Origin of the sequence: Mycolicibacterium aichiense (assembly GCF_010726245.1) — a bacterium.
In the GTDB taxonomy this organism is placed as follows: Bacteria; Actinomycetota; Actinomycetes; order Mycobacteriales; family Mycobacteriaceae; genus Mycobacterium; species Mycobacterium aichiense.
Window position 1 is genome coordinate 1,175,266 of sequence record NZ_AP022561.1, and the last position, 25,290, is coordinate 1,200,555.

A 25,290-nucleotide genomic window follows, 5' to 3' on the forward strand; every position below is an offset into this window, starting at 1 on the left:
GCCCGGGCATCAACTCTGCGGATCGCGCGCACCGCGTGGGCGAATGATGGCGGCGAGCCCATCGCGATCGGACACACCGAGTTTGAGGCATGCTCGATACACGTGGCCCTCCACGGTGCGCACCGAAACTGACAGCTGCTGGGCGATCTCGCGGTTCGACAGCCCGGCTGCAACCAGCTCGGCGACTTCGAGTTCACGCGCCGTCACCGGCAGCGGCCGCGCCGCGGCCCGGATCGCGGGGGAGGAGGCGCCACCGCACAAGGAGGCCAAACGCATTGCCCGCGTTACGGATTCAATCTCCTTGCGGCGGTCATGGCGCTGCTGGTGGATCGCGGCCGCCTGCGCGGCGGCGTCGGCGGCCGACAGTAGCAGCCCCGCCCGCTCGAACTCGACGCTGACCGCGTCCAGCGCGTCGCCGTCGGAGTCCGCCACCGCTGCGGCGTGGCGGGCGTATAGCTGCGGCAGCGGACCATCGACACCGGCCACCAGTGACTGCAGCCGATTGGCCAACCTGCGGTCGCCGAAGCGGGCCGCGTCGTGCAATGCCTCGGCCTCCACCGCCAGCTGCCCGCTGCGGTGCGCAGCGTCAGCAGCCGCGCGGGACAGCTCGACGGCGCGGCGCCCCCCGCCGCGAGCCGCGGCAATCCACGCCTTGGTGACCAACACCTGCGGGTCGAACAGCGCCACCGACGGGCCGACGTGCTCGGCGGCCTCGGCCAGCACCCGCTCAGCGTCATCGGCTCTGCCCAGGCCGGCATAGGCACGTGCGAGCAACAGCCGCCCGGGCAACCGCCACGGCAGCGAGTTCTCCGCGTTGAACGCCGCCATCGCCTGCTCGAGCGTCGGAATCGCGTCGGCGAACCGGCCCCGGTAGGTCGCCACCAAACCCGACATCGTCTTGGCGATCGCCCACCCGAGGAACTCTCCTGACGACGAGAACTCGGCGTAGTTCACGGCGTGGGTCTCGGCTTTGTCGAGCTCGCCGGTATGCACGAGCGCGAGCACCTCGCCATACCTGGCGAGCATGCGGATCAGACCATCGGTCGACTTCTGGGTGTCGAAGCAGCGCGCCACGATCGCGGTGAACTCATCGCCGCGGCCGGCCAGCGGCATCGCCATCCCGGCCGCGAAGGCGGCGGTCTCGACCGCTTGTTCGGGAGCCGCGGGATCGGACAACACCGCCTCCGCTTTGGCCAGACCTTCGGACAGCTTGTTCTCGAAGATCGTGAACGCGGCGTCGGCCGCGTCGACCATCGGCCGTAGGACGGGATGGGTGACCCGGCGCCGCAGCAGCTCCATCACCTCGTAGGCACGCTCCACCTCACCGAGTGACCAGAACACGATCGAGGCCCGCGGAACCCCCCACAGCAGCAGCTGACCCTCGTCGAGAACGTCGGGGTCGAACCGGGCCAGGATCTCGTCGGCCTCGGCTGGCCTACCCTGCCACATCAACGCCCGTGACAGCAGGTGCGCGGATCGCATGCCGACCTCGCGTTCGAATGCGGTGCGCGCCAAGCGTTCTCCCAGCGGGGCGTTGGCCAGCGATACCGCGTCCTTGGCTGCGGCGACCAACAGCCCGGTGTCGGCGGTCCGGTCGCTGTCCAGATACAGCTCCGCGAGCCTGATCCGCCCCGCCACCGATGTCGGCTTGCGCCGGTTCAGCACCGTGACGATCTGGCCGCGCAGCTTCCGGGCCGACGCCGTTCCGATCTGTCGCCGTATGACGTCGCCGTAGAGCGGATGGCTGATCCGTGCGGCCAACGTCGGGCCGTCCCGGTCGATCCGGATCAGCTGCGCCTTTTCGGCCGCGTCGATCGCCTGCTCGCCGGCGAGTTCCACCAGGGCGTCGAGGTCCAGCGGCTCGCACAGCGACAGCAGTCGCAGCGCGGTCACCGCGTCGGGGTCGGCGTGGTCGAAGCGGCTTTCCAGCAGTGTCGCAAGACCGGACGACACCGTCGTCGCCCCGCGCAACTGCCAGACGCCTTTGACCTCGCCCAGGGTGCCGGCCTCCAGCGCCGCCTCCACCATGTGCCGCAGGAACAGCGGGTTGCCGCCCGACTGTGACCAGATCACATTGGCACTGAGCTCCTCGAGGGTACCGCCGAGCACCGACTCGACCAGGGCGATGCATTCCTCCCTGGAGAACGGTTCCAGATCGACACGATGCAGGTAGCCGTCCTTCCACAGTGTCAGCACCGAATCGGGGACGGGTTCTCCGCTGCGGACGGTCGCGACGATCGACCCGGTGCGCTCGACGGCGATCTGGTGCAGCAGGGTGGCCGACAGCTGATCGAGCAGGTGCGCGTCGTCGACTCCGATCACCGCGGGCCCGTCGGCCAGCAAGGACTGCCGGGCCGAGACCAGCAGCTCGATCGGATCCCGTGCTTCGGTGGGTGTCACCCACTGCGCGAACGCGCCCAGCGGGATGCTGCTCGACGATGTCGTGCAGGCGGCCCAACGGGCGCGGCCCGGAAGTGCGGAGGTGACCGACCGGGCCAGCGTCGTCTTCCCGACGCCTGCGGCACCGGTGATCACCACGCCGGACGCTTCGCTGTCAGACAGCGCGGCCCTGATGACCTCGTGCTTGGCGGGCCGCTCCAGTAGCTGCCAGCCCGTCCCCATGCGGTCAGCCTAAGTGCCGACCGGGCCGGACGCTGGATGTCGCTATGAACTGGCTGAGTTCACCAGTGCACGCCGGGTACCAGGCGTACCACTTGTTTGACCGGGCGCGGAGCGCGAAGCCGGATCACCGGAAGGCGCGGACCGGGGGACGACGGGCGCCGACCCTCACCACGGGCGGCGGGCGAGTCCGGATAGCCGAGATAGAGCTGATGCAGCACCCGGCGGGCCAGCTTCGGGGTGAAGTACTGACCGGCGTCGGCCAGCGTGCCGAGCGGGGTGTCGATCCGGACCGGCTTGTCGACCAGTGCTCGCACCACCATCGCCGCCGCGTGCTCGACGCTGATCGGCGGCACCGGGTTCAGCCGACCCGACGGCGCGATCATCGGCGTCTTGACCAGCGGCATGTGGATCGTGGTGAAGGTGATGTTGTCCGACAACGTCTCCGAGGCCACCACGTCGGTGAAAGCGTCGAGTGCCGCCTTGGTCGGCAGGTACGAGCTGTACTTGGGGTTGCGGGCCTGCACACCGGCGCTGGACACGTTGACCACGTGACCGAACCGGCGTGCCCGCCAGTGCGGGAGCAGTGCGAGAACCATCCGCACCGCGCCGAAGTAATTGACCGCCATCACCCGCTCGTAGTCGTGCAGCCGGTCGGTCGAGGCGGTCACCGACCGGCGAATCGAACGGCCCGCATTGTTCACCAGATAGTCGACGTGGCCGAAACGGCCGAGTATCTCCGCGATCGTCGTGTCGACGGAGTCGGTGTCGGTGACATCGCAGCTGAAGGCGAACGCCCGGCCGCCGTCGGCGGTGATGTCGGCGACCAACTCGTGAAGTGCTTCACCGTTGCGCGCCAACGCGAACACGGTGGCGCCGCGGGCTGCCACCGCCACCGCCGAGGCGCGGCCGATGCCACTGGACGCGCCGGTGATGATCACGTGCCTGCCGGCCAGCGGTCCCTCCGAGTCGGAAGCGGTCCGGTCGGGGTCGAGGTGCTCAGCCCAGTACCGCCACAACACCGGGGCGTACTCCGAGAATGCCGGCGGCTCGATCCCGCTGGGGAGCAACGCCTTTCGGGTCGCATCGGATGCGAAAACGGCGGTGGTCTGCAGAGTGTCGATGGCCTCTGGTGGCACACCGAGTTGCGTTACGGCCATATCCCGCAACACTTTCGCCCGGCCGTGGACCGCGAGCAGCGGTTCGGCCAACTGGCGGGGCAGTCCGCCGCGCAGTGGCGGCAGTCCGGCGCAGCGGGCCACGCTCCGATAGATCTGGCGCAGGCTGACCGACTCCTGCGCGGTCAGGTGGAACGTCTGCCCGTCGCGGCCGTCGGCATGGACGAGTTCCACCATCGCCGCGGCGACGTAGTCGACCGGCACGATGTTGATCTGACCCAGGTTCGGTAGCAGTATCGGCGTGAACGGCGGCAAAGCTGCCAGCCGGGCCAGCAGCCCGAAGAGGTGGTACGGGCCGGTGATCCGGTCGATCTCGCCGGTGCGCGAGTCGCCGACGACCACCCCCGCCCGGTAGATGCGGAACCGCGTCTCCGACGATCGCACCAGCTGCTCGGCCTCGAACACAGTCCGATGGCGGCGAGTGGGCAGCTGTTGGCCGACGTCGACATCGTCTTCGGTGAACTCGCCCCTGAAGTCGCCGGCCACCGCGACCGACGACAGCTGGTGCAGCGTCGCACCGAGTTCCCGAGCGAGCGCCACGGCCGACTCGGTGTCGGCCGTCCGGCAGTTGATCACATGGTCGGCTCGCTCCGGCAGGTCGTGTGCCGACGCCCATACCTCGGCGTCGTCGTAACGGTCGAGCAGCCGGGCTACGACCTGCCGCCCGATGAACCCGGTACCGCCGGTAACGACATAGCGCATGGGCCATCATTGATCGCAGATGATGTCGCGGTCAACACGCTGACGACATTCGCTCCCGGAACCAGTCCGGCCACGGCCGCTTCTCGAACGTCACCGCGTCGACGCAGACATGGATCATCGTCGCCTCGGCGATCAGGTCCGCACCGCGGCGAATAGCGAAGCGGCTGCTCAACGAGGTCCGGCCGACGGGTTCGAAGCCGACGCCGACCACCAGCTCGTCGTCGAACCGGGCCGGCTGGCGGAACTGCAGCTCCGCAGCGGCCACCACGAAGTCGATGCCCCCGTCGAGCAACACCTGGTAGTCACCGAAGATGTCGCGGATGGCCTCGTTGATGGCCATGTCGAACCAGGTCAGATAGTGGCCGTTGAAAACCCGGCCCTGCATGTCGCACTCGACGTACCGCACGCGCAGCGGCATGCCGAACCGGTCCGGCGTCATCAGAACGAAGTGATGCCGTCCCAGTCCACCAGCGTCCAGCCGATCACCGGATTGCCGGTCACCACCACCCGGCCGGTGTTGGGCAGCGGATGATCCGTTGCCAGGCTGTCCTTGGCGTTCCGCGCATTCATCAACGTCCACAACATGATTGACGCGGCACTGGAGAACGCGACGGGCTTGTTGTTGCCGCTGGCGTAGATGCGCTGGACCGCGCCGGTGAACTGGCCATTGAACTCGGCGCCGCTGACCGAGCCGGGGATGCTGAAGTCGGTGTCGCCGCGCAGCCAGTCGGCCGGGGCGACCATGTAGGTCGCGGCGGCGTTCTTCACGCTGCGGCCGTCGAACCAGCCCGCCGAGATCTCGTTGAGGCCCGGCAGCACGGTGACCTGCTTGCCGAGGGCCTTGGCCATCGGCGCCGCGGTCTGCTGGGTGCGCACCATGTCCGAGGCGTAGACACCGTCGTACCCATTGCTCTTCAGCCGGTTGGCCGTCGCGGTGGCCTGCTGCTCGCCGGTCTCGGTCAGCGACGGCCCGGGCACCGACGTGTCGATCACCCCGGCCGCATTGGCTTCGGACTCGGCGTGCCGGATGAACGTCAGGGTGATCGTGCGATCGTGCGGGGTTTCGGCACTGCAGCTGGCGAGGAGCACGGCCGCCAGGAAAACGGCGATCAGCGAGACGAGGGTCCGGGCGCGCAGAAGATGCATCCTCCTAGCGTGCCTTGTCCACCGCTGTGGTGGGCGCGATTGCGCCAGTGCGACTATGGAGTTTCGTTATCCACGACCTCAGGAGTGCGGCAATGGCCATCGACCCCACGGCAATCGGAGCGGTCACCGACCCCCAGCCCTACCAGTGGACCGATCGCGACACGATGCTCTATGCCCTCGGTGTCGGTGCGGGAACCGACGATTTGGCCTTCACCACCGACAACAGCCACGACATCACGCAGCAGGTCTTGCCGACGTTCGCGGTCATCTGCTGCCCGGCGTTCGGGGCCGCCACCAAGGTCGGGTCGTTCAACTGGGGCATGCTGCTGCACGGCTCGCAGGAGATCCGCTTGCACGCACCGCTGCCCGCGTCCGGTCAGCTGTCGGTGGTCTCCGAGGTGGCCGACATCCAGGACAAGGGCGAGGGCAAGAACGCCATCATCGTGATGCGGGGCAAGGGCACCGATCCGGCTACCGGCGAGCTGATCGCCGAGACCCTGTCGACCGCGGTCATCCGCGGCGAAGGCGGCTTCGGCGGGCAGCCCGGGCAGCGTCCGCAGGCTCCCGAGTACCCCGACCGCGAACCGGATGCCCGCATCGCCATGCCGACCCGCGGCGATCAGGCGTTGATCTACCGGCTGTCGGGCGACCGCAATCCGTTGCACAGCGATCCCTGGTTCGCCCGCGAGATGGCCGGCTTCGACAGGCCGATCCTGCACGGGCTGTGCACGTATGGGTTCGCAGGCCGGGCGCTGCTGGCCGAGCTCGCAGGCAACGACGCGGCGAAGCTGACTGCGGTCAGCGCGCGGTTCACCTCGCCGGTCTTCCCGGGTGAGACGTTGACGACGTCGATCTGGCGTACCGAGGCAGGCCGGGCGGTGTACCGCACCGAGGCCAGCGGGCCGGACGGTTCCAACGCGCGGGTCGTGCTCGACGACGGCTCAGCCGAATACGTCGACTGATTTCACGGCGCCGCCGCGCCGATGGGTCAACCGACCGCGCCGCCGACGAGGTGGCCTATGCCGAACGTGACGGCCATGGCCAGCGCGCCTCCGATGACCACCCGGTAGATTGCCCGCCGCGGATTGGCGCCGCCGAGGCGGGCGCTGACCCAGCCGGTCACCCCCAGCGCGATCAGCACGGCGACGAAGGTGATCGGCACGCGAATAGACGCCGGTGGCAACAGGATTGCCAGCAGCGGCAGTATCGCGCCGACCGTGAACGACACCGCCGAGGAGAACGCGGCCTGCCACGGGTTGGTCAGTTCATCGGGGTCGATACGCAGTTCGATGTCGACGTGGGCGGCGAACGCGTCGTGATCGGTGAGCTCCTCGGCCACCGTGCGGGCGGTGGCGGGGGACAGGCCCTTGGCTTCGTAGAGAGCGGCAAGCTCGTCGAGCTCGGCGGCGGGTTCGGTGTCGAGTTCGAGCCGCTCCTTTTTCAGCATCGCCTTCTCGGAATCGCGCTGAGTACTGACCGAGACATACTCACCGACCGCCATCGACAGGGCGCCGGCCGCCAGCGCCGCAATGCCCGCGGTGAAGATGGGACCGCGCTCGACGGTTGCCGCGGCGACGCCCACGACGATGCCGGCCGTCGACACAATCCCGTCGTTGGCGCCCAGGACTCCCGCTCGCAGCCAGTTGAGCCGACTGCCGAACGCGTCGTGGTGCGGTTCGGACGGGTGGAGCTGAGGTGATGTCACCTGTGCAGCGTAGGACTTTCGCCGTAGGCACGCGCGATGTCCTCCGAGCCCGCCCAACCGGAATATGTCGGGCGCTGCGGCCAGCCGGGCGGGGAGTCCTGCCACTCCTCCTGGCGCCCCCAGGGCAGCAGGTCGATGAGGGCGAACGAGTGGCTCAGTTGCTCGGTGCCGCGGCCGTTGGTGTGCCAGGTGCGGTACACCGTATCGCCCTCGCGCAGAAAGACATTGACTCCGAACCCTTCGCCGGGGGCGGCGTCGACGTCGGCGCCGAACGTACTGCCTGCCGACGAGTACCAGTCCATCTTGTTGCCCACCTTGGCCTTGTAAGCCAAGGCTTCGCTGATCGGCCCATTGGTGACGATGACGAACCGCGCGTCGTAGTTGTCCAGGAAATCCAGCCGGGTGAACTGTGAGGTGAACCCGGTGCAGCCCGGGCACTGCCAGTCCGCGCCGTCGGTCCACATGTGGTTGTAGACGATCAGCTGTGATCGCCCGTCGAACACCTCGGCCAGCGCGACCGGGCCGGCTGGTCCGGTCAGGACATACTTCGGCATCTCGACCATCGGCAGCCGTCGCCGCTGCGCGGCGATCGCGTCGAGTTCACGGGTGGCGGCCTTCTCCCGGGCGCGCAGTTCGTCGAGTGCGGCGCGCCAGGTCTGCTGATCGACCACCGGAGGCAGGGCGGACATTGGGGACTCCTTGCTGTCGGGTTCCGTCACACGGATGGACTCGCCCCGCCCCCGAAAGTCATCGGTTGTGTCAGCCCCGCTTGCTGTGCGCGCCGCTCGTGCCGCTCGATTTCGCGGCACCGGCCGTGCGGTTGCTGCCGGCCGCCGCCTTCGGCTTCGACCGGGCCGAGGACGCGGTTCCCGACGGCGCCTTCGGTGCGGGCGTCCTGGTGGCTGCGGCTTTCGGGGTCGAGGCCGCGGCGGGCTTCTTGAACGGCAGCACGATCGTGGGTGGCGGTGTGTAGATCGCCTCGGCCAACAGGTTTCGGATGTACAGGGGTAGCCCGATCGGCCCGTAGGAGCCGAGCAGTCCGGCGTCACTGTTCAGGGCGAGGTCGAGAAACAATGCCGGGGCTTCGAATAACGCGCCGACCGGGTTCGCGCTGCCTGCGACGTACTCGACCGTCTTTTGGGCGGCGTAGAGCGGCACCAAAAGCTGCTGGACGACGATCGCGGGCACCGCATTGAATACCTGGCCGGCCAGCGTGCCGACCTCGGTGAGATGCGTGCTGATTTCGCCCGGAATCTTCCCGCCTTGGCCGGTGAATACCTGCGCCACATAAATCAATTGGTTCAGCACCAGTTGGGTGGCGACCGGCGCGAGCGGAAGTGTCGGTGAGGGCAGGGGAGCGGCATTGCCCGTTCCCAGGAACAGTTCGGCGAGCTGGGTCACGTTGGTGACGGTGTGAGCGGCCAGGTCGGACCACACATTGGTCAGCTGAACCGCGGGCGCGGAGATATGAGTCGCGGTCAGCTGTGGTGGCGCGACCGTGACGGGTGTCAACGTGAGCGCACCGGCAGTGGCGAGAGTGGTGGCGGCGAGTGCGCAGCGACGGACGGCATATTCCATCGGAGAGTTCTCCCTTGTGAAGCGGTGTCGACGAGGCCTCGCCGGCTTCTCTTCCCTGACTGGGAATCCGCTGTGGAATAGTGTCGCAGCCGGGTTCAGTCTCGACACCATTATTTGCGGATCGGCTTTTATCCGCATTATGAATTCATTGCTGGAACGGGGGGACGTCTGTCGGCCAGACGGTCTCTACCGCTTGCCGTGTCCGACGCCGGATGGCCTGGCACCCGCCTTGGCCGGCGTCGCCTTACGCTTGCTGTTGGCCGCCGGCGACTTCCTCTTCGGCCGGGCCGAGGAGGCGGTATCCGCCGGATCGGACACCGTGGCCGCGGCGGGCTTGGGCGCCACCGCGGCGGCCGGTTTCTTGAACGGCAGCACGATCGTGGGCAGCGGAGTCTCGAGCGCCGTGGCCACGAGGTTTCGGACGATGATCGGTACCGCGATCGGGCCGGCGAGGCCGAGCAGGCCGTATTGGCTGTTGAGGGCGACGTCCAGGAACACTGCGGGCGCCTCCAGCAGCGCAAGGAGCACGTTGCCGCTGGTGGTCACGGAATCGACAGTCAGCTCGAACGCCTTGATCGGTGTCCGAAGCTGATCGACGACGATCCCCGGCAGGTCGTTGGCGAGAGCCTGCGCGACGTTGCCAAGCTTGTCGAGATGGGTGGCGATCTCACCCGGGATGTCGGCGCCGTTGCCGGTGAACAGTTGAACGGTGTAGATCAGTTGGTTGAGCACCAACTGGGTGGCGACCGGCGCGAGTGGAATCGTCGGATTCGGCAGGGTAGAGCCGCTGTTCAGGCCGAGGAACAGCCCGGCGAGCTGGACGGTGTTACTGACCGTGTTGGTCAGCAGATCCGACCAGGCGTCGGTGAGCCGGACCACCTGGCTGGAGACGGGGAGGGCCGGGACGCCTGGACTGTGCAGTTCGACTGGTGCGACCGCGACGGGCGTCAGGGCCAGTGCGCCGACTGTGGTGAGGGTGGCGACGGTGCGCAGTGAACGGCTCGGGGCGGCGAATTCCATCAGAGAGTGTCTCCCTCGTTCGGGCGGTGCCGACGAGGCTCGCCGGCTTCACTTCCGCGGCTGGGAATCCGCCGTGGAACAGCTTCGCAGCCGGTTCGGACTACCGCACGATAATTTGCGGTAATCCACGCGCCGGCCGCCGGAGACAATTGCCGTACCGGTGTCTCTGCGTATGGTTTACGGAGCTTCGGCAAGCCCGGCCAGCGCCGGCGGCAGCGGGCCCGTATGCAACACACCCAACCGCTGGGTGGCGCGGGTGAGCGCGACGTAGAGCTCGGCCGCGCCGCGCGGACCGTCGGCGAGGATGAGTTCCGGCTCGACGACCAGCACCGCGTCGAACTCGAGACCCTTGGTTTCCGACGGCGCGACCACACTCGGCATGCCCGGCGGTCCGATCACGATGCTGGTCCCGTCGTGACCGGCCTCGGCGGCGACGAATTCTTCGATGGCGCCCGGCATCTGCTCCGCGGTGACCCGCCGGGACCAGGGGCGCACACCGCACGCGCGCACCGACTCCGGCGGCCGGACGTCGGGCGCGAAATCGGCCAACACCGCAGCGGCGACGGTCATGATCTCGGCGGGGGTACGGTAGTTCACCGACAGCGACCGGTACACCCACCGGCCGGGCACGTACGGGTCCAGCATCTGCGCCCACGACGTCGCACCGGCCATCGAGCGGCGCTGTGCGAGATCGCCGACGACCGTGAACGACCGGCTCGGGCAGCGGCGCATCAGCACCCGCCAGTCCATCTCGGAGAGCTCCTGGGCCTCGTCGACGACGACGTGCCGATAGGTCCAGTCCCGGTCGGCGGCCGCGCGTTCGGCGAGATCTCGGTAGTCGCGCTCGGTGAAGCGTTCGGCCAGGCCCTCGGCGTCGATCAGGTCCTGCGCGAGCAGATGGTCCTCATCGTCCATCAGATCCTCGTGCGCGACCATATTCTCCAAAACGCCTCGGGCGTAGTCGGTTTCCACCTTGAGCGCCTGTGCGGCGGCGTCGTCGGCCGCCTTGTCTCGGCCCAGCAGGTCGACCAACTCGTCGAGCAGCGGGATATCGGAGGTCGTCCAGGCGTCGCCGACTTCTCGCAGTAGCGCCGGGTCGGCGCCGGCGGCGCGTAACCGGTCGGGCGAGGTATACAACTCGGCCAGCAGTTCGTCCGGCTCGAGGACTGGCCAGAGTTGGTCGAGGGCGGCGAGGAACCGCTCGTTGTCTTCGAGGTCGGCGAGCAGGTCCGCGCGCACCTTCTCCCAGGCGTCGCGATCGTCACGGGTCAACCAGCCGCGGCCGATCCGGGCGATCCCACGCTCGGTCAGTACGTAGGTGACGATGTCGCGGAACACCGCCCGAGCGGCGTTGTGCGGCAGTCCGCTTGCGCGTGCCTCGTCGATCGCCCATTGCGCGGTGTCGGCGGCGATCTGCATCGTGACATCGCCCAGCGGGATATCCAATGGGTGCTCGGGCACACGCTGGCGGTCGGCGATCGCCGCCGCAAGTACTGACAGGATCGCGCGAGAACCCTTGATGCGGGCGATATCCGGGGTGTCCTCGGCGGTGACGTGCAGACCGGGAACCAGATCGCCGACCGTCGAGAACACCACCTCCGATTCGCCCAGCGAGGGCAGCACCCGGCCGATGTGGTTCATGAACGCCTGGTTGGGTCCGACGACAAGCACGCCGTGGCGTTCGATCCGCTTGCGTTGGGTGTAGAGCAGGTACGCCACCCGGTGCAGTGCCACCACGGTTTTGCCGGTACCTGGGCCGCCCTCGATCACCAGCACGCCCGGGTGGTCGAGGCGGATGATCTCGTCCTGCTCGGCCTGGATCGTGGCCACGATGTCGCGCATGCCCTCCCCGCGGGGAGCGTTGACGGCCGCGAGCAGCGCCGCGTCACTGCTGAACGGGCTGTCGTCGCCGGCGTTCGGGTCGGGACGGCCGAACACCTCGTCGGTGAAGTCGACCAGCCTGCGCCCGAGGGAGTGGAACTGCCGGCGCCGCCGCATGCCCTCGGGGTTGGCGGCGGTGGCGATGTAGAACGCGCGCGCGGCCGGCGCCCGCCAGTCGAGCAGGAGTATCTCGTTGTCCTCGTCGAAGATGCCGATGCGGCCGACGTAGAGCCGTTCCCCGGAAATGGCGTCCAGCCGCCCGAAACACAGACCGTGATCTGCCACGTCCAGGCGGGCCATCGATTGGGCCAGTGCCCGCACCTCGGCATCGCGGGCCACCAGGGTTCCGCCGTCCTGGATGTCGATCGGCCCGCCGAGTGCGGCGCGGTAGTGGGCCTTCATCTGCCTGCGCCTGGCGTCGAGCCGGTCGTAGAGATCGGCCAGGTAATCGCGCTCGGACTCCAGCTCGTGGTCGTGTGCCTGCGTCGTCATGCCCCTCATTTCTTTCGATCGCACACCATCCTCGTCTACTTTCCCCGGCAACTCGGACATAGAACACATGTTCGATTAAGCTGGGTGGGTGCGCTGGTTCAATGGGCCGCCGAGCTGGGGCGAGATGGAGCGGGTGCTCAACGGCAAGCCCCGCCGCCCCGGCCTGTCACTGGGCGAACCGCACGCCGACGGTGGAGACAGTCCGGCGTGGTCACGTCGGCGGGAACCCTACGAACCGATCGGCGACCGACCGTTGCGTTCGACGGTGCCCTACGCCGAGCTGCATGCGCACTCGGCCTACAGCTTCCTCGACGGAGCGAGTACCCCCGAGGAACTCGTGGAGGAGGCGTCGCGGCTGGACCTGCGGGCCATCGCGCTGACCGACCACGACGGGCTCTATGGCGTGGTGCGATTCGCCGAGGCCGCCAAAGAACTGGACATGCGCACCGTCTTCGGTGCCGAACTGTCGCTGGGCAATACCGCCCGCACCGAAGTGCCCGACCCGCCCGGCCCGCATCTGCTGGTGCTGGCCCGCGGGCCGGAAGGCTACCGTCGGCTGTCTCGTCAGTTGTCCGCCGCGCATTTGGCCGGCGGTGAGAAGGGCAAACCGCGCTACGATTACGACTCCCTCACCGAGGCGGCAGGCGGGCATTGGCACATTCTTACCGGCTGCCGCAAAGGTCATGTCCGGCAGGCGCTTTCGCGCGGTGGGCCAGACGCGGCGGCCGCAGCGCTGGCCGATCTGGTGGACCGCTTCGGTAGCGACCGGGTCAGCATCGAACTCAGTCATCACGGTGATCCGTTCGACGATGAGCGCAATGCCGCGCTTGCCGCGCTGGCTCCCCGGTTCGGAGTGGGGGTCGTCGCCACCACCGGGGCGCACTTCGCCGAGCCGAGCCGCGGCAGGCTGGCGATGGCGATGGGAGCGATCCGGGCGCGCCAGTCGCTGGACGAGGCGGCCGGCTGGCTGGCCCCGCTGGGCGGTGCGCATCTGCGGTCCGGCGACGAGATGGCGCACCTGTTCGCGCAGTATCCTGAAGTCGTCAGCGCTGCAGCAGATCTCGGTGAGCAGTGCGCTTTCGGGCTGGCGCTGATCGCACCGCAGCTGCCCCCGTTTGATGTGCCCGACGGGCACACCGAGGACAGCTGGTTGCGCGAGCTGGTGATGGTCGGCGCCGCCCGGCGCTATGGGCCGCGCGCCGGTGCGCCGGAGGCCTACGCCCAGCTCGAGCGCGAACTCGAGGTCATCGCCGCGTTGAAGTTCCCGGGGTACTTCCTGGTGGTCCACGACATCACCCGGTTCTGCCGGGAGAACGACATCCTCTGTCAGGGAAGGGGATCGGCCGCCAACTCCGCGGTGTGTTACGCACTGGGTGTCACTGCAGTCGACCCGATCGCCAACGAACTGCTCTTCGAGCGGTTCCTGTCCCCGGCCCGCGACGGCCCACCCGACATCGACATCGACATCGAGTCGGACCTTCGGGAGAAGGCCATCCAGTACGTCTACGACCGCTACGGCCGTGACTATGCCGCGCAGGTCGCCAATGTCATCACCTATCGGGGCAAGAGTGCGGTGCGTGACATGGCACGTGCGCTCGGCTTTTCGCAGGGGCAACAGGATGCCTGGAGTAAGCAGATCAGCCACTGGCACTCCGGGGCCGACTCGGCTGACCTCGAGGGTATCCCCGAGCCGGTCGTCGACCTGGCGGTCCAGATCAAGAACCTGCCCCGGCACATGGGCATCCACTCCGGCGGCATGGTGATCTGCGATCGCCCGATTGCCGACGTCTGCCCGGTGGAGTGGGCGCGCATGGAGAACCGGAGCGTGTTGCAGTGGGACAAAGACGACTGTGCGGCAATCGGATTGGTGAAATTCGACATGCTGGGCCTCGGCATGCTCTCGGCGTTGCACTACTGCATCGATCTGGTGGCCGAACACAAAGGCATCGAGGTCGACCTGGCACGCCTGGATCTGTCCGAACCCGCGGTGTACGAGATGCTGCAGAAGGCGGACTCGGTCGGGGTGTTCCAGGTGGAGTCGCGCGCCCAGATGGCCACTCTCCCGCGGTTGAAGCCGCGGGTGTTCTACGACCTGGTGGTGGAGGTGGCACTGATCCGTCCCGGACCGATCCAGGGCGGCTCGGTGCATCCCTACATCAAACGGCGCAATGGTCTCGAGGAGGTCACCTACGACCACCCGTCGATGGAACCTGCGTTGCGAAAGACGTTGGGGGTGCCGCTGTTCCAGGAGCAGCTCATGCAGCTGGCGGTGGATTGCGCGGGATTCTCGGCAGCCGAGGCCGACCAATTGCGCCGGGCCATGGGGTCCAAGCGCTCCACCGAGAAGATGCGACGGCTGCGGGATCGCTTCTATGCCGGGATGGCGCAGCGCCACGGCATCACCGGCGAGATCGCCGAACGGATCTACGACAAGCTGGAAGCCTTCGCCAATTTCGGCTTCCCGGAGAGCCATTCGCTGAGCTTCGCCTCGCTGGTGTACTACTCCTCGTGGTTCAAACTGCACCACCCGGCGGCGTTCTGCGCCGCGCTGCTGCGTGCCCAGCCGATGGGTTTCTATTCGCCGCAGTCGCTGGTCGCCGACGCCCGCAGGCACGGGGTGACGGTGCACGGGCCCGACGTCAATGCCAGCTTGGCGCATCCCACGCTGGAGAACTCCGGGATGGAGGTACGGCTGGGATTGGGCGCCGTGCGCAACATCGGTGACGACCTGGCTCAGCGGATCGTCGAGGAGCGTGACGCCGGTGGCCCCTACGCTTCACTACTGGATCTGACTGGGCGGGTGCAGCTTTCGGTTCCGCAAACCGAGGCGCTGGCCACCGCGGGAGCGCTGGGCTGTTTCGCGATCACCCGACGGGAGGGGCTGTGGGCGGCCGGGGCGGCGGCGTCCCAGCGCCCAGACCGACTGCCCGGTGTCGGCTCGTCATCACACGTGCCGGCGTTGCCCGGCATGACCGAGGTGGAGTTGGCCGCTTCCGACGTGTGGGCCACCGGCATCTCGCCGGACAGCTATCCCACCCAGTTTCTGCGCGAAGATCTCGACGCGATGGGTGTGGTCACTGCCGACCGGCTGTTGGACGTACCCGACGGCAGCCGGGTGCTGATCGCGGGCGCGGTGACACACCGGCAGCGGCCGGCCACCGCGCAGGGCGTGACGTTCATGAACATCGAGGACGAGACCGGCATGGTCAATGTGCTGTGTACGCCGGGGGTGTGGAACCGGCATCGGAAACTGGCGCAGACCGCGTCGGCGCTGTTGATCCGCGGGCAGGTGCAGAACGCCACCGGGGCGGTGACCGTGATGGCCGAACGGATGGGCCGCATCACGTTGAAAGTGAGTTCGCGGTCCCGGGACTTCCGCTGAGCGAAGCGGAACTCGAGCTAGTCCTTTTCGTCGTCTGGGGAGCAGGCGTTCTGGGTGGTGGTAGGTGTTCGTGCCGCCGATCAGCGGAACATCCTGCGGCGGTGCCCATTCGGTGTGACCGTCGGCGAGTTGACGGGTGGTCCAGCCGTCGTTTTCGACCAAGAGGTTGTCGCATTTGCAGGCCAGGGTGAGATCGTCGATGTCGGTGCTGCCGCCGTGTTTCCAATCTTTGGCCGCGTGGTGGACGTGGCTGTTGTAGCCGTTGACGGTGCAGCCGGGTGCGGTGCAGCCACGGTATTTGGCCAGCAACATGATTCGCTGGTCTGCCGACGCCAGTCGCTTGCTGCGACCGAGCCACAGTGACTGCCCGGTGACGCCGTCGAACACCGCCAGGTAGTGGTGGGCGGGGGTGGCCATCCGGATCAGGTCGCTGATCGGGAGCAGGGTGCCGCCCGCGGTCACGGCGTGCCCCGCGCCGGCCTGCAGGTCCTGCAGTGTCGTCGACACGATCACGGTGACCGGAAGGCCATTGTGCCGGCCGAGTTTGGGGTCTCCCAGCCGCCCGCGAACCAATTCCGCCAACGCATCGTGCTGGCGTTGCGCATGGCTACGTAGGTCGGGCTCGTCACCGTCGGGTTTGGGTGCGGCGAACTTCGCCATCCACGCATCCAGCATCGCCCGCAGCTGCGGATCGGCCACCAACTTCCCGGCACTCATGCCGTCGGCGCGCTGCCCGCCGCACCACACGAAGCCACGCTTGCGTGCCCGGTCCTCCTCGGAGAACCTGCCGTCGGGATTGAGGTGGGTGGCCAACCGGTCGGCCACCTTCTCCAGCTGATCGGGTCGCATGGTCTGGGCGTGCTCGGCCAGGGTGCGTTCAGCCTTCTCGATCTCGACCGGCCCGACATGTTCGGGTAGCTCGCGGAGGAACTTCTGAATCACCCGCACGTGCTCACCGTCGAGATAGCCGGCCTCCCAGGCCTTCCCCGTCGCAGGCAAGAGCGGCGCCAGCGCCTCACCGGTCAGCGTGGTCCGCGGCGTCAACTGTTCGGCATCACGGACCCGACGCTTGCCGGCGGCTCGACTGATCCGCAACACGTCGGCCAACACGATCGAGATCGGCGGACAACCCTCGTAACGCTCCAGATGGGTGATCTGCTCGTGCGAGACCGCGACCTGGCGACGCACCGCGCTTTCTAGCCGCTCGATAGCCGCGAAGCGCTCCGGCGCGGGCAGTTCCTCGATATCGGCGGCACCCACGAGCTCGACCGCCGCGTCAAGCGCATCCAGCGCCACCGAGATCGAACTCATGTTCGAAATTCTATGGCACCTCACCGACAGGTTCCGCGGCCCCAACCGGGCCTGTGGATGGTTTCGGATCTGTGGAAAACGTTGCGCCGCTACGCTTCCAGCATCACTCCGTCGGCGTCGTCCACACCTTGTCGATGCTGATCCGAAGCCGCAGGTTGTAGTCACCCATCGAGTCGGTCAACCCGGCTTGGTCTGACAGCGCACCGTATTTCGCCCAGAACGCCGCGTCGTCACGCGGGTCGGCATCCTCGTTGTCGATGGTGGCGGGGCCGCCCACAACGATGATGCCTCCGCCATCGCCGCTGGAGTCCAGATTCAGGCTGACCCGCGGATGGGAGCCGATGTGGCGCACCTTGGCCGAGCCGGGCGCCGTGTAGATGATGACGTCGGTGCCGTCGAAGTAAAACCACACCAACTTGGGCACCGGCTGGCCGGATTTGGCGACTGTGGTCAACCAGCCGAAGTTGTCGCCGACAAGCCGATCGCGCACCTCTTGACTCAGTTCAGTTGCCATGGGGCCGAATGTAGTCTCAGCTCATGACACTCGATCTGACCGTTGATGAACTCCTTACTTCCACCCGATCGGTGCGTAAGCGGCTCGACTTCGACCGGCCGGTGCCGCGTGAGGTCCTGATGGAGTGTCTGGATCTGGCCCTGCAGGCGCCGACAGGCTCCAATGCCCAAGGCTGGCAGTTCCTGTTCGTCGAGGACCCCGCCAAGAAGAAGGCGCTGGCCGATATCTACCGGGCCACCGGCACGCCCTACCTCGACATGCCCGCCCCGGTTCGCGGCGACATGCGCGATGCGCAGATGGACTCGGTGCTCAGCTCGGCCAAGTACCTCAACGAGAACCTCGAGAAGGCCCCGGTGTTCCTGATCCCGTGCCTGGAGGGCCGCCCGGACGGCGCCCCCGCCGGCATGCAGGCGTCGTACTGGGGTTCCCTCATCCCCGCCGTCTGGAGTTTCATGCTGGCCCTGCGGTCGCGCGGGCTGGGCTCGGCGTACACGACTCTGCACCTGATCGGGGACGGCGAAAAGCAGGCCGCCGATCTGCTCGGCATCCCGTTCGACCGGTACACCCAGGGCGGCCTTTGGCCGATCGCATACACCAAGGGCACGGACTTCAAGCCCGCCAAGCGGCTGCCCGCCGAACAGCTGACCCACTGGGACACCTGGTGACCCGGCCGAGATGATTCCCCGGGTCGCTACGCTCCTGCCCGCCGAGCTAGACCCCGCCTTCGAAGCCGTGCTGCCGCCACGCCTCATAGGCCACCACCGCGGCAGCGTTGGACAGATTCAGTGACCGCCGCCCGGACAGCATCGGGATCCGCACCTGCTCGGTGATATGCGGGTCGGCCAGCGTGGCGGCGTCCAGACCCGTCGGTTCGGGCCCGAACAGCATCACGTCGCCTGGTTGGTAGGCGATATCGAACGACGATCGCGTGGCGTGCGCCGTGAACGCGAACACCCGCGCGCCGGCCATCGCCGCCCAGGCCTGATCCAGGCTGGCGTGCACCGTCACCGACGCCAGGTCGTGATAGTCCAATCCGGCGCGGCGGAGCTTCGGTTCGGACAGGTCGAAGCCCAGCGGCTCCACCAGATGCAATTCGCATCCGGTCGCGGCCACCATCCGGATGGCATTACCGGTGTTCGGCGCGATCCGTGGTGAGTAGAAGAGGATTCTGAACACGCGGATCTCAGACGCGCGGCTCGAGGACGAAGACTGTCCGGTCCCCGCTCCGTTCGTAATGCTCTCGGTAGGCGGGCCAGAGCGCGACGAGTCGTGGCCAGTACCGATCAACCTGTGCATCCTCGAGTTCATGCGCATCACAGGTGATGCGGTCGGCACCGATTTGAACCGTTGCGGTCGGGTGGGCGCGCAGGTTCAGAACCCAGGGATTCGTTCGTTCATTACGCGGCCGCACGTTGCATATGACGAACTGATCGGAATCCCGAAGGAAGAAAACCGGGTTGGTGTGGACTTTTCCCGTCCTGCAGCCCTCGGTGGATAACAAGAGAATGTTGCGCGCCAACACTCGTCCGCGCGAGCAGCGATAAATCCACCGGTGCACGGGTGCGACCACATTCCTGATGGCCCACACCGCGGGTTGGCTCGCACCGAGCGATCCGCCGGCGCCGGAATAGCGCATGGTCTCAGAGCCTAGTAGGCGATTTCGGCAGACCCTGATCCTGATGTTGGGCAGAGAGCGGGATGCCTCTCATCTCAGGCCTGAACACAGCCACGCTCCAGTCACGGGGATAATGGCGGCATGGTCGAGACCAGCCTCTGGATGCAGAAAGTCGCGGCCGATCCCGGGCATTCGCGGTGGTACATCGAGCGGTTCCGTGCGATGGCCCGCGCCGGTGACGACCTGGTCGGCGAGGCCCGCTTCGTGGATGCGATGGCGGCGCGCGGCTCCCACATTCTCGACGCCGGCTGCGGTCCCGGCCGGGTGGGCGGATATCTGGCGTCGGTCGGCCACCACGTGGTCGGTGTCGACGTCGACCCGGCACTGATCGAGGCCGCCGAAGAAGACCATCCCGGCCCGCGCTGGCTTGTCGGCGACCTCGCCGAACTCGACCTGCCGGCGCGCGGTATCACCGAACCGTTCGACATCATCGTCTCGGCAGGCAACGTCATGACATTCGTCGCGCCCACCACCCGCGTGCAGGTGTTGACCCGGCTGCGTGCCCACCTCAAAGCAGACGGTCGCGCGGTGATCGGCTTCGGGGCCGGACGTGATTACGAATACAGCCAGTTCTTCGACGACGCCGCTCACGCCGGACTCACGCCCGATCTGCTGCTGTCCACCTGGGATGTGCGGCCCTTTTCCGATGACTCCGACTTTCTCGTGGCGCTGCTCAAACCGGCGTAGGTATTTCGTGTGAGTTGATGATCTCAGTTGTGCCGCAGCGCAATTTGCTCGACACCCCTATACGGGAAATGGGCGGGCATCACCGGTATCTCTCTGTTCAGTAACGACTCTGGAAGTGCTGGGCAATCGCTGTCATACTCGACGAATTGCCAGGGGTTATGCGCAGCTCCGTTGTGGTCAACACGGGCAGCGATGACCAGGAAGTCTCCGGATGAATCAGATTCAGCAGCCGACAGCCGTGCCGCCGAAGCGGCCGTCGCGATGGTCGCTGCGCAACTGGCCGGTGCGAGGCAAGGTGTTTGCGATCGTGGCCGTTCCGCTGGCGCTCGCGCTCGCCTTCGCCGGCGCCCGCATCTGGGACGGCGTCGAATCGGCACAGGATCTGCAGGTCGCCGCCGATCGGGTCCAGATGATTCCGGTCATCGAAAACTACGTCGGCGCCCTCCAGGGTGTGCTGCTGGCGTACTCGTCGAACGGCGACACCCAGGCGAGCGTCAGCACATTCGACAAGAGCAAAGCCACCCTGCAGAACAAGCTCAATTCGACCGACGTCGCTCCCGACGTCCGCACCGGCGTGACCAACCTGCTCACCGGTGGCCAGCAACTGGTGGCGGCGGTGTCGGCGAACACGATGGGGCTGCGCGATCGCATCACCGCCTACGCGCCGATCCTGCTGACCGCCGAGGACGCGATCAACGGCTCGGTGCGCCTCGACGACGAGAAACTGCGCGTCCAGACCCAGGGCCTGAGTCGCGCGATCGGCGCCCGCGGCCAGATGCTGATGCAGGAGCTGCTCGTCGAGCAGGGCGGCGACCTGCCCGAGCCTGAACTGCGCACGTCGATGATCACGCTGGCCGGTACCGAGCCGTCGACGTTGTTCGGCATGAGCCAGGTCCTCGGTGTCGGCTCGCCCGAGGCCAAGACGCTGCAGAGCGAGATGGTCCGGCGGATGGGCATCATGTCGAGTCCGGACGCGACGCTGGCCGGCAATGCCGACCTGCGTCAATCGCTGCAAGCCACCGACGCGGTCGCGGAGAAGGTCGTCACGAGCACCACCGGCGAGGTCACCACCTCGGTGCAGCAGCTGGCTGCCGACCGCCGCCACGCCGTCGTCCGCGACGCGTTGCTGGTGTTGGCCGCCTTCATCGCGGCGCTGGTCGTGGTGTTCCTGGTCGCGCGGTCGCTGGTCCGGCCGCTGCGCATCCTGCGCGACGGAGCCCTGCGCGTCGCCCATACCGATCTGGAGCAGGGCATCGCCCGCGTTCGGGCCGGCGACGAACGCGAACCCGAACCCCTGCCGGTCTACACCACCGAGGAGATCGGCCAGGTCGCCCACGCGGTCGACGAATTGCACACCCAGGCGCTGCTTCTGGCCGGTGACGAGGCGCGGCTGCGGCTGGTGATCAACGAGATGTTCGAGACGATGTCGCGGCGCAACCGATCGCTCGTCGATCAGCAGCTCTCGCTCATCGACCAGCTGGAACGCAACGAGAAAGATCCCGAACGGCTCGACAACCTCTTCCGGCTCGACCATCTGGCGACCAGGATGCGTCGTATCGGCTCCAACCTGTTGGTGCTCGCCGGAGCGCAGGTGTCGCGCGACCACCGCGAGTCGTTGCCGTTGGCCAGCGCCGTCAACGGCGCGGTCTCCGAGGTCGAGGACTACAAGCGGGTGGAGATCGCCGAGGTGTGCGACTCGGCCCTGATCGGGCGCGTCTCCGCCGATGCGGTACACATGCTCGCCGAGTTGATCGACAACGCGCTGCGGTACTCGCCGCCGATCTCGCCGGTGCGGGTCAGCGCTGTGCACACCGGCAACGCCGGAGTGCTGATCGAGGTGCACGACGACGGCATCGGCATGACCGACAGCGACCTGCGGATTGCCAACATGCGCCTGCACGCCGGCGGCGAGGTCAACCCGGACAACACCCGGCACATGGGGTTGTTCGTGGTCGGGCGGCTGGCGCACATGCACGGCATGCAGGTGCGGCTGCGTAACGCCGTCGAGGGGGAGCCGTCGTCGGGGACGACGGCCGAGCTCTACATCCCGGCCAAGCTGCTGGAGCACGGCGAGCCGGTCGGCAACGACGCGCAGCGGTATGACGCACCCTCCGAAAGGCCTGCCGGGCAAGACGTTCACGACGAACCTGTTGTCGCTACGGCCGCGCCTGGCCCGATCGATCCGAGTGGGTTGCCGCGACGATCCCCGGGTTCCAGCGGAATCACCGCAGCACCCCCGCCGGAGCCTGAACCCGAGCCCGAACCCGAGCCGCAGCCGTCGCCGTGGTTCGCCGGGGCGGAGCAGCCTGCAGCCGAGAACGTGCACGCATCGGACACCTCAGGGTTCTTCGCAGCCCGTGCCCGCGCCGAGGAGACGCGCGACGAGCACCTCGACATCAGCGATATGGATGTGCTGGCGGCCGGCCTGTCGGCGCCCGAATTCGAGGACACCGACACCGATTTCATCTACCAGAAGATGCTCAACGAGCTGATGGTCGACCCGCACTCCATTGCCGTGCCCCAGGACTGGAAGTCGGTGTGGGACAACGGCTGGGAGACCGCGGCCGAGGTGGACAACGTGCCCGTGCAGGACCACACCGAACACGGTCTGCCGGTCCGCGATCCCGGCGCCCGGTTGGTGCCCGGCGCCGCCGAGTCGCCGGCCCCTGCGCTCCCGCAACGCGATCCTGATGCGGTCCGCGCCTCGTTCAGCAGCCACTTCGGCGGCGTGCGCGCGGCGCGTTCGGACCTGCAGGCCGGTTCCGCAGAGAACGGAAAAGACCACTCATGACCTTGCCGCAACGTCCACAGACCAATTCACTGGACTGGCTGGTGTCCAACTTCGCCCGCGACGTACCCGGCGTCTCGCACGCGGTGCTCGTCTCGGTCGACGGCCTACTGATCGCGGCGAGCGAGCAGTTGCCGCGTGATCGCGCCGAGCAGCTGGCCGCGGTGACCTCCGGGCTGGCCAGCCTGGCCGCGGGGGCCGCGCAGCTCTTCGAGGCCGGCCAGGTGCTTCAATCAGTCGTCGAGATGGCCGGCGGTTACCTGCTGGTGATGCGGGTGGGTGACGGATCGCACCTGGCCACCTTGGCCGCTCCCAGCTGCGACATCGGCCAGATCGGTTACGAGATGGCAGTTTTGGTCGAACGTGTGGGCAACGTCGTCTCGTCATCACGACGGGCAACCCAACCGTCGTGACCGGCGACGCCGAGGCGAATTTGGTACGCCCCTACACGCTGACCGCGGGGCGCACCGACACCTCCGTCGAGCTCCCGATCGAGGCGCCGATCCAGGCGGTGCCGTCGGCGAAGCAGCATCACTGGCCGTCGGGCGATGTCCGCGGGCGCATCTGTGACCTGTGCGTCGACAGCCCGTCGGTGGCCGAAATCTCGGCCTCACTGGATCTTCCGCTCGGCGTCGCGCGCGTCTTGGTCGGCGACCTCGTGACGGCGGGTTATCTTCGGGTACGGACTTCTCTGACCGACCGCTCGACATCGGACGAGCGCCGCGACCTGATAGGAAGGACCCTCCGTGGCCTACGAGCCCTCTGAGGGGCGACCATCCGCCTCGACGAAGATCGTCGTCGCGGGTGGGTTCGGCGCGGGCAAGACCACTTTCGTGGGGGCGGTGTCGGAGATCATGCCGTTGCGCACCGAGGCGATGGTGACCGACGCGTCCACCGCGGTGGATGTGCTCGACGCCACACCGGGAAAGTCGACGACGACGGTGGCGATGGACTTCGGGCGCATCACCTTGGACCAGGATCTGGTGCTCTACCTGTTCGGCACGCCCGGGCAGCGCCGGTTCTGGTTCATGTGGGACGACCTGGTGCGCGGCGCGATCGGGGCGATCATCCTGGTCGATGTACGCCGTCTGCAGGACAGCTTCGCCGCCGTCGACTTCTTCGAGCACCGCAAGATGCCGTTCCTGATCGCGGTCAACGAATTCGACGGTGCGCCACAGTATCCCACCGAGGAGGTACGGCGAGCGCTCACGTTACCCGACACCACTCCGGTGCTCACCGTCGATGCCAGGGACCGCAAGTCGGCCACCGACGCGCTGATCGCGATCAGCGAGTACGCACTGGCGAGCCTGGCGTCTAACTAGTGGAGGCAGAGCACCACTGGACCGACCGCGAATTCGTCGGCCACGACTTTCGCGACGAGGACCTCTCCGGCTTGCATACCGAACAGGTGGTGTTCACCGAATGTGACTTCGGCGGGGCCAACCTGTCCGAATCGGTGCACCAGGGGTCGGCATTCCGGAACTGCCGGTTCTTGCGGACTACCCTGTGGCACAGCGCGTTCCGAAACTGCAGCATGCTCGGATCGATATTCGAGAACTGCCGGCTGCGCCCGATCGTCTGCGAGGAGGTCGATTTCACCCTCGCCGTGCTCGGCGGCGCCGACCTTCGCGGAGTGGACCTGTCCGGGTGCCGGCTGCGGGAAGCGAGCCTGGTGCAGACCGATCTGCGAAAGGCCGTGTTGCGCGGTGCCGATCTGACCGGTGCGCGCACCAACGGCTTGCGGCTCGAGCAGGCCGACCTGCGGGGTGCACGCATCGACCCCACGCTGTGGACCACCGCCGCGTGCCGGGGCGCCCGCATCGACGTCGCGCAGGCACTGGCGTTCTCCGCTGCGCACGGTCTCGACGTCAGCGGGGAATGACCGCGGGCGCGCCCGCCGGCTCCCAGGTGTGCATGGCGACGTCGAGTTCGGTTTCGCTGAGTGCCTCCACCGGCAGTCGGGTCTGGCCGGTCCGGCAGCGCAGTCCGTCGATGAACAATGCGACGTAACGGCGCCACAACTCGGTGTTGACCGGGCCGGCGAACTCACTGACGGTTCCGGCGAGCAACCCAAGGACGGGCATGTCCGGAGCGGCGATCTCCGGCCGCAGGTGACCGTCCGCCTGTGCTCGCTCGACCAGCTTGTTCAGTGCGGGGACCAGCCGCTCCTGGGCGGCGCTTACCCGGTCGCCGGCACAGCTCTTGCTGAAGGCGATTTCCCGCAAACCTCGGTCTGTTGCGGTCAGCTGACACATCTGCTCTACGAACCACGCGAAGCCCTGCCACGAATCCTCCTGTTGCGCAGCCAATTCGGCAAAGGTGCTCAGCTGGTTGATCCCGTCCGAGAAGATCGCTTCCAGTAGTTCTTCCTTGGTGGCAAAGCGCCGGTACACGGTGCCGACTCCCACTCGGGCGTGGTGAGCGACGTCGTTGAGGCTGGGTTCGATGCCCTTCTGCGCGAAAAGGTCGCGTGCTGCGTCGATGATGCGCTGCCGGTTGCGCTGCGCGTCCTTGCGCAGCGGACGCTCGTTGGCCGAGTCGGGTCTCACGTGACCGAGTGTAACGACCGCCACAAATAAGTGGATTGACTCTATCCGTTTTTATAGTTAGCT

The 25,290-nt window shown here is 67.4% G+C and carries 22 protein-coding genes and 1 pseudogene; 9 read left to right on the top strand and 14 right to left on the bottom strand.

What is annotated here, in order from left to right:
- Positions 1 to 9: 9 nt before the first annotated feature.
- From G6N32_RS05745 to G6N32_RS05760, 4 genes are read right to left on the bottom strand one after another with little or no spacing between them, the layout of a single operon-like run.
- Entirely contained in the window at positions 10 to 2,622 is a 2,613-nt protein-coding gene (locus G6N32_RS05745) for a LuxR C-terminal-related transcriptional regulator (RefSeq protein ID WP_115316827.1), read from the bottom strand.
- A gap of 59 nt (positions 2,623 to 2,681) precedes the next feature.
- Entirely contained in the window at positions 2,682 to 4,499 is a 1,818-nt protein-coding gene (locus tag G6N32_RS05750; protein WP_115316826.1) for an SDR family oxidoreductase, read from the bottom strand.
- A 31-nt stretch (positions 4,500 to 4,530) separates the two neighbouring features.
- Positions 4,531 to 4,938: an acyl-CoA thioesterase gene (locus tag G6N32_RS05755; protein WP_115316825.1), complete on the bottom strand. Its 408-nt coding sequence runs from the start codon at positions 4,936 to 4,938 to the stop codon at positions 4,531 to 4,533.
- The gene (locus tag G6N32_RS05760; RefSeq protein WP_115316824.1) at positions 4,938 to 5,645 is read right to left on the bottom strand and encodes a histidine phosphatase family protein; all 708 of its coding nucleotides are present in this window, start codon (positions 5,643 to 5,645) and stop codon (positions 4,938 to 4,940) included. The genes G6N32_RS05755 and G6N32_RS05760 overlap by 1 nt, the downstream gene beginning before the upstream one ends.
- Positions 5,646 to 5,737: 92 nt before the next feature.
- On the opposite strand from G6N32_RS05760, the gene G6N32_RS05765 reads away from it, so the two are divergent.
- Entirely contained in the window at positions 5,738 to 6,607 is an 870-nt protein-coding gene (locus G6N32_RS05765; RefSeq protein WP_115316823.1) for a MaoC family dehydratase, read from the top strand.
- Between the two features lie 26 nt (positions 6,608 to 6,633).
- Here G6N32_RS05765 and G6N32_RS05770 read toward each other — a convergent pair whose 3' ends face one another.
- The 5 genes from G6N32_RS05770 to helR all read right to left on the bottom strand — a co-directional run bounded on the left by G6N32_RS05770 (position 6,634) and on the right by helR (position 12,321).
- A complete protein-coding gene (locus G6N32_RS05770) occupies positions 6,634 to 7,350 on the bottom strand; it encodes a VIT1/CCC1 transporter family protein (protein WP_115316822.1) in 717 nt (238 codons plus the stop codon).
- Positions 7,347 to 8,039: a DUF899 domain-containing protein gene (locus tag G6N32_RS05775; RefSeq protein WP_115316821.1), complete on the bottom strand. Its 693-nt coding sequence runs from the start codon at positions 8,037 to 8,039 to the stop codon at positions 7,347 to 7,349. Before G6N32_RS05775 ends, G6N32_RS05770 begins: the two co-directional genes overlap by 4 nt.
- A 70-nt stretch (positions 8,040 to 8,109) precedes the next feature.
- Positions 8,110 to 8,928 carry a hypothetical protein gene (locus G6N32_RS05780; RefSeq protein WP_115316820.1) on the bottom strand — a complete coding sequence of 273 codons (819 nt, stop codon included), beginning with the start codon at positions 8,926 to 8,928 and terminating at the stop codon, positions 8,110 to 8,112.
- 186 nt (positions 8,929 to 9,114) lie between these two features.
- On the bottom strand, positions 9,115 to 9,948 hold the full coding sequence (locus G6N32_RS05785) for a hypothetical protein (RefSeq protein ID WP_115316819.1): 834 nt from the start codon (positions 9,946 to 9,948) through the stop codon (positions 9,115 to 9,117).
- A gap of 177 nt (positions 9,949 to 10,125) precedes the next feature.
- Positions 10,126 to 12,321, bottom strand: coding sequence for an RNA polymerase recycling motor ATPase HelR (gene helR, locus G6N32_RS05790; RefSeq protein ID WP_163789144.1), 2,196 nt, complete (start codon positions 12,319 to 12,321; stop codon positions 10,126 to 10,128).
- Positions 12,322 to 12,409: 88 nt separating this feature from the next.
- On the opposite strand from helR, the gene G6N32_RS05795 reads away from it, so the two are divergent.
- On the top strand, positions 12,410 to 15,703 hold the full coding sequence (locus G6N32_RS05795; RefSeq protein ID WP_115316818.1) for an error-prone DNA polymerase: 3,294 nt from the start codon (positions 12,410 to 12,412) through the stop codon (positions 15,701 to 15,703).
- Between the two features lie 357 nt (positions 15,704 to 16,060).
- Here the strand turns inward: G6N32_RS05795 and G6N32_RS05800 are convergent.
- Both G6N32_RS05800 and G6N32_RS05805 read right to left on the bottom strand, forming a co-directional pair.
- A pseudogene (locus tag G6N32_RS05800) lies at positions 16,061 to 17,014 on the bottom strand (13E12 repeat family protein); the annotation flags it as partial.
- A 103-nt stretch (positions 17,015 to 17,117) separates the two neighbouring features.
- Positions 17,118 to 17,528 (bottom strand): TIGR03667 family PPOX class F420-dependent oxidoreductase, encoded by a 411-nt coding sequence (locus tag G6N32_RS05805; protein ID WP_115316817.1) that lies wholly within the window; start codon positions 17,526 to 17,528, stop codon positions 17,118 to 17,120.
- A gap of 23 nt (positions 17,529 to 17,551) precedes the next feature.
- Here G6N32_RS05805 and G6N32_RS05810 point away from each other — a divergent pair, with 23 nt between their 5' ends.
- Positions 17,552 to 18,193: a nitroreductase family protein gene (locus G6N32_RS05810; RefSeq protein ID WP_115316816.1), complete on the top strand. Its 642-nt coding sequence runs from the start codon at positions 17,552 to 17,554 to the stop codon at positions 18,191 to 18,193.
- Positions 18,194 to 18,239: 46 nt separating this feature from the next.
- Here G6N32_RS05810 and G6N32_RS05815 read toward each other — a convergent pair whose 3' ends face one another.
- Both G6N32_RS05815 and G6N32_RS05820 read right to left on the bottom strand, forming a co-directional pair.
- Positions 18,240 to 18,704: a tRNA (cytidine(34)-2'-O)-methyltransferase gene (locus G6N32_RS05815; protein ID WP_115316815.1), complete on the bottom strand. Its 465-nt coding sequence runs from the start codon at positions 18,702 to 18,704 to the stop codon at positions 18,240 to 18,242.
- Positions 18,705 to 18,711: 7 nt separating this feature from the next.
- Positions 18,712 to 19,164 carry a nitroreductase/quinone reductase family protein gene (locus tag G6N32_RS05820; protein ID WP_115316814.1) on the bottom strand — a complete coding sequence of 151 codons (453 nt, stop codon included), beginning with the start codon at positions 19,162 to 19,164 and terminating at the stop codon, positions 18,712 to 18,714.
- A gap of 120 nt (positions 19,165 to 19,284) precedes the next feature.
- On the opposite strand from G6N32_RS05820, the gene G6N32_RS05825 reads away from it, so the two are divergent.
- The 6 genes from G6N32_RS05825 (at position 19,285) to G6N32_RS05850 (ending at position 24,560) form a co-directional block, all read left to right on the top strand.
- Positions 19,285 to 19,890 (top strand): class I SAM-dependent methyltransferase, encoded by a 606-nt coding sequence (locus G6N32_RS05825; protein ID WP_115316813.1) that lies wholly within the window; start codon positions 19,285 to 19,287, stop codon positions 19,888 to 19,890.
- Between the two features lie 211 nt (positions 19,891 to 20,101).
- Positions 20,102 to 22,681: a sensor histidine kinase gene (locus tag G6N32_RS05830; RefSeq protein WP_115316812.1), complete on the top strand. Its 2,580-nt coding sequence runs from the start codon at positions 20,102 to 20,104 to the stop codon at positions 22,679 to 22,681.
- The gene (locus tag G6N32_RS05835) at positions 22,678 to 23,091 is read left to right on the top strand and encodes a roadblock/LC7 domain-containing protein (protein ID WP_115316811.1); all 414 of its coding nucleotides are present in this window, start codon (positions 22,678 to 22,680) and stop codon (positions 23,089 to 23,091) included. The genes G6N32_RS05830 and G6N32_RS05835 overlap by 4 nt, the downstream gene beginning before the upstream one ends.
- Complete coding sequence (locus G6N32_RS05840; protein WP_115316810.1) at positions 23,088 to 23,444, top strand: DUF742 domain-containing protein; 357 nt, start codon at positions 23,088 to 23,090, stop codon at positions 23,442 to 23,444. Before G6N32_RS05835 ends, G6N32_RS05840 begins: the two co-directional genes overlap by 4 nt.
- Positions 23,425 to 24,000, top strand: coding sequence for a GTP-binding protein (locus G6N32_RS05845; RefSeq protein ID WP_115316809.1), 576 nt, complete (start codon positions 23,425 to 23,427; stop codon positions 23,998 to 24,000). The genes G6N32_RS05840 and G6N32_RS05845 overlap by 20 nt, the downstream gene beginning before the upstream one ends.
- Complete coding sequence (locus G6N32_RS05850) at positions 24,000 to 24,560, top strand: pentapeptide repeat-containing protein (protein WP_115316808.1); 561 nt, start codon at positions 24,000 to 24,002, stop codon at positions 24,558 to 24,560. The genes G6N32_RS05845 and G6N32_RS05850 overlap by 1 nt, the downstream gene beginning before the upstream one ends.
- Here the strand turns inward: G6N32_RS05850 and G6N32_RS05855 are convergent.
- Entirely contained in the window at positions 24,547 to 25,251 is a 705-nt protein-coding gene (locus tag G6N32_RS05855) for a TetR/AcrR family transcriptional regulator (protein ID WP_410432639.1), read from the bottom strand. The genes G6N32_RS05850 and G6N32_RS05855 overlap by 14 nt on opposite strands.
- Between the last annotated feature and the right edge of the window lie 39 nt (positions 25,252 to 25,290).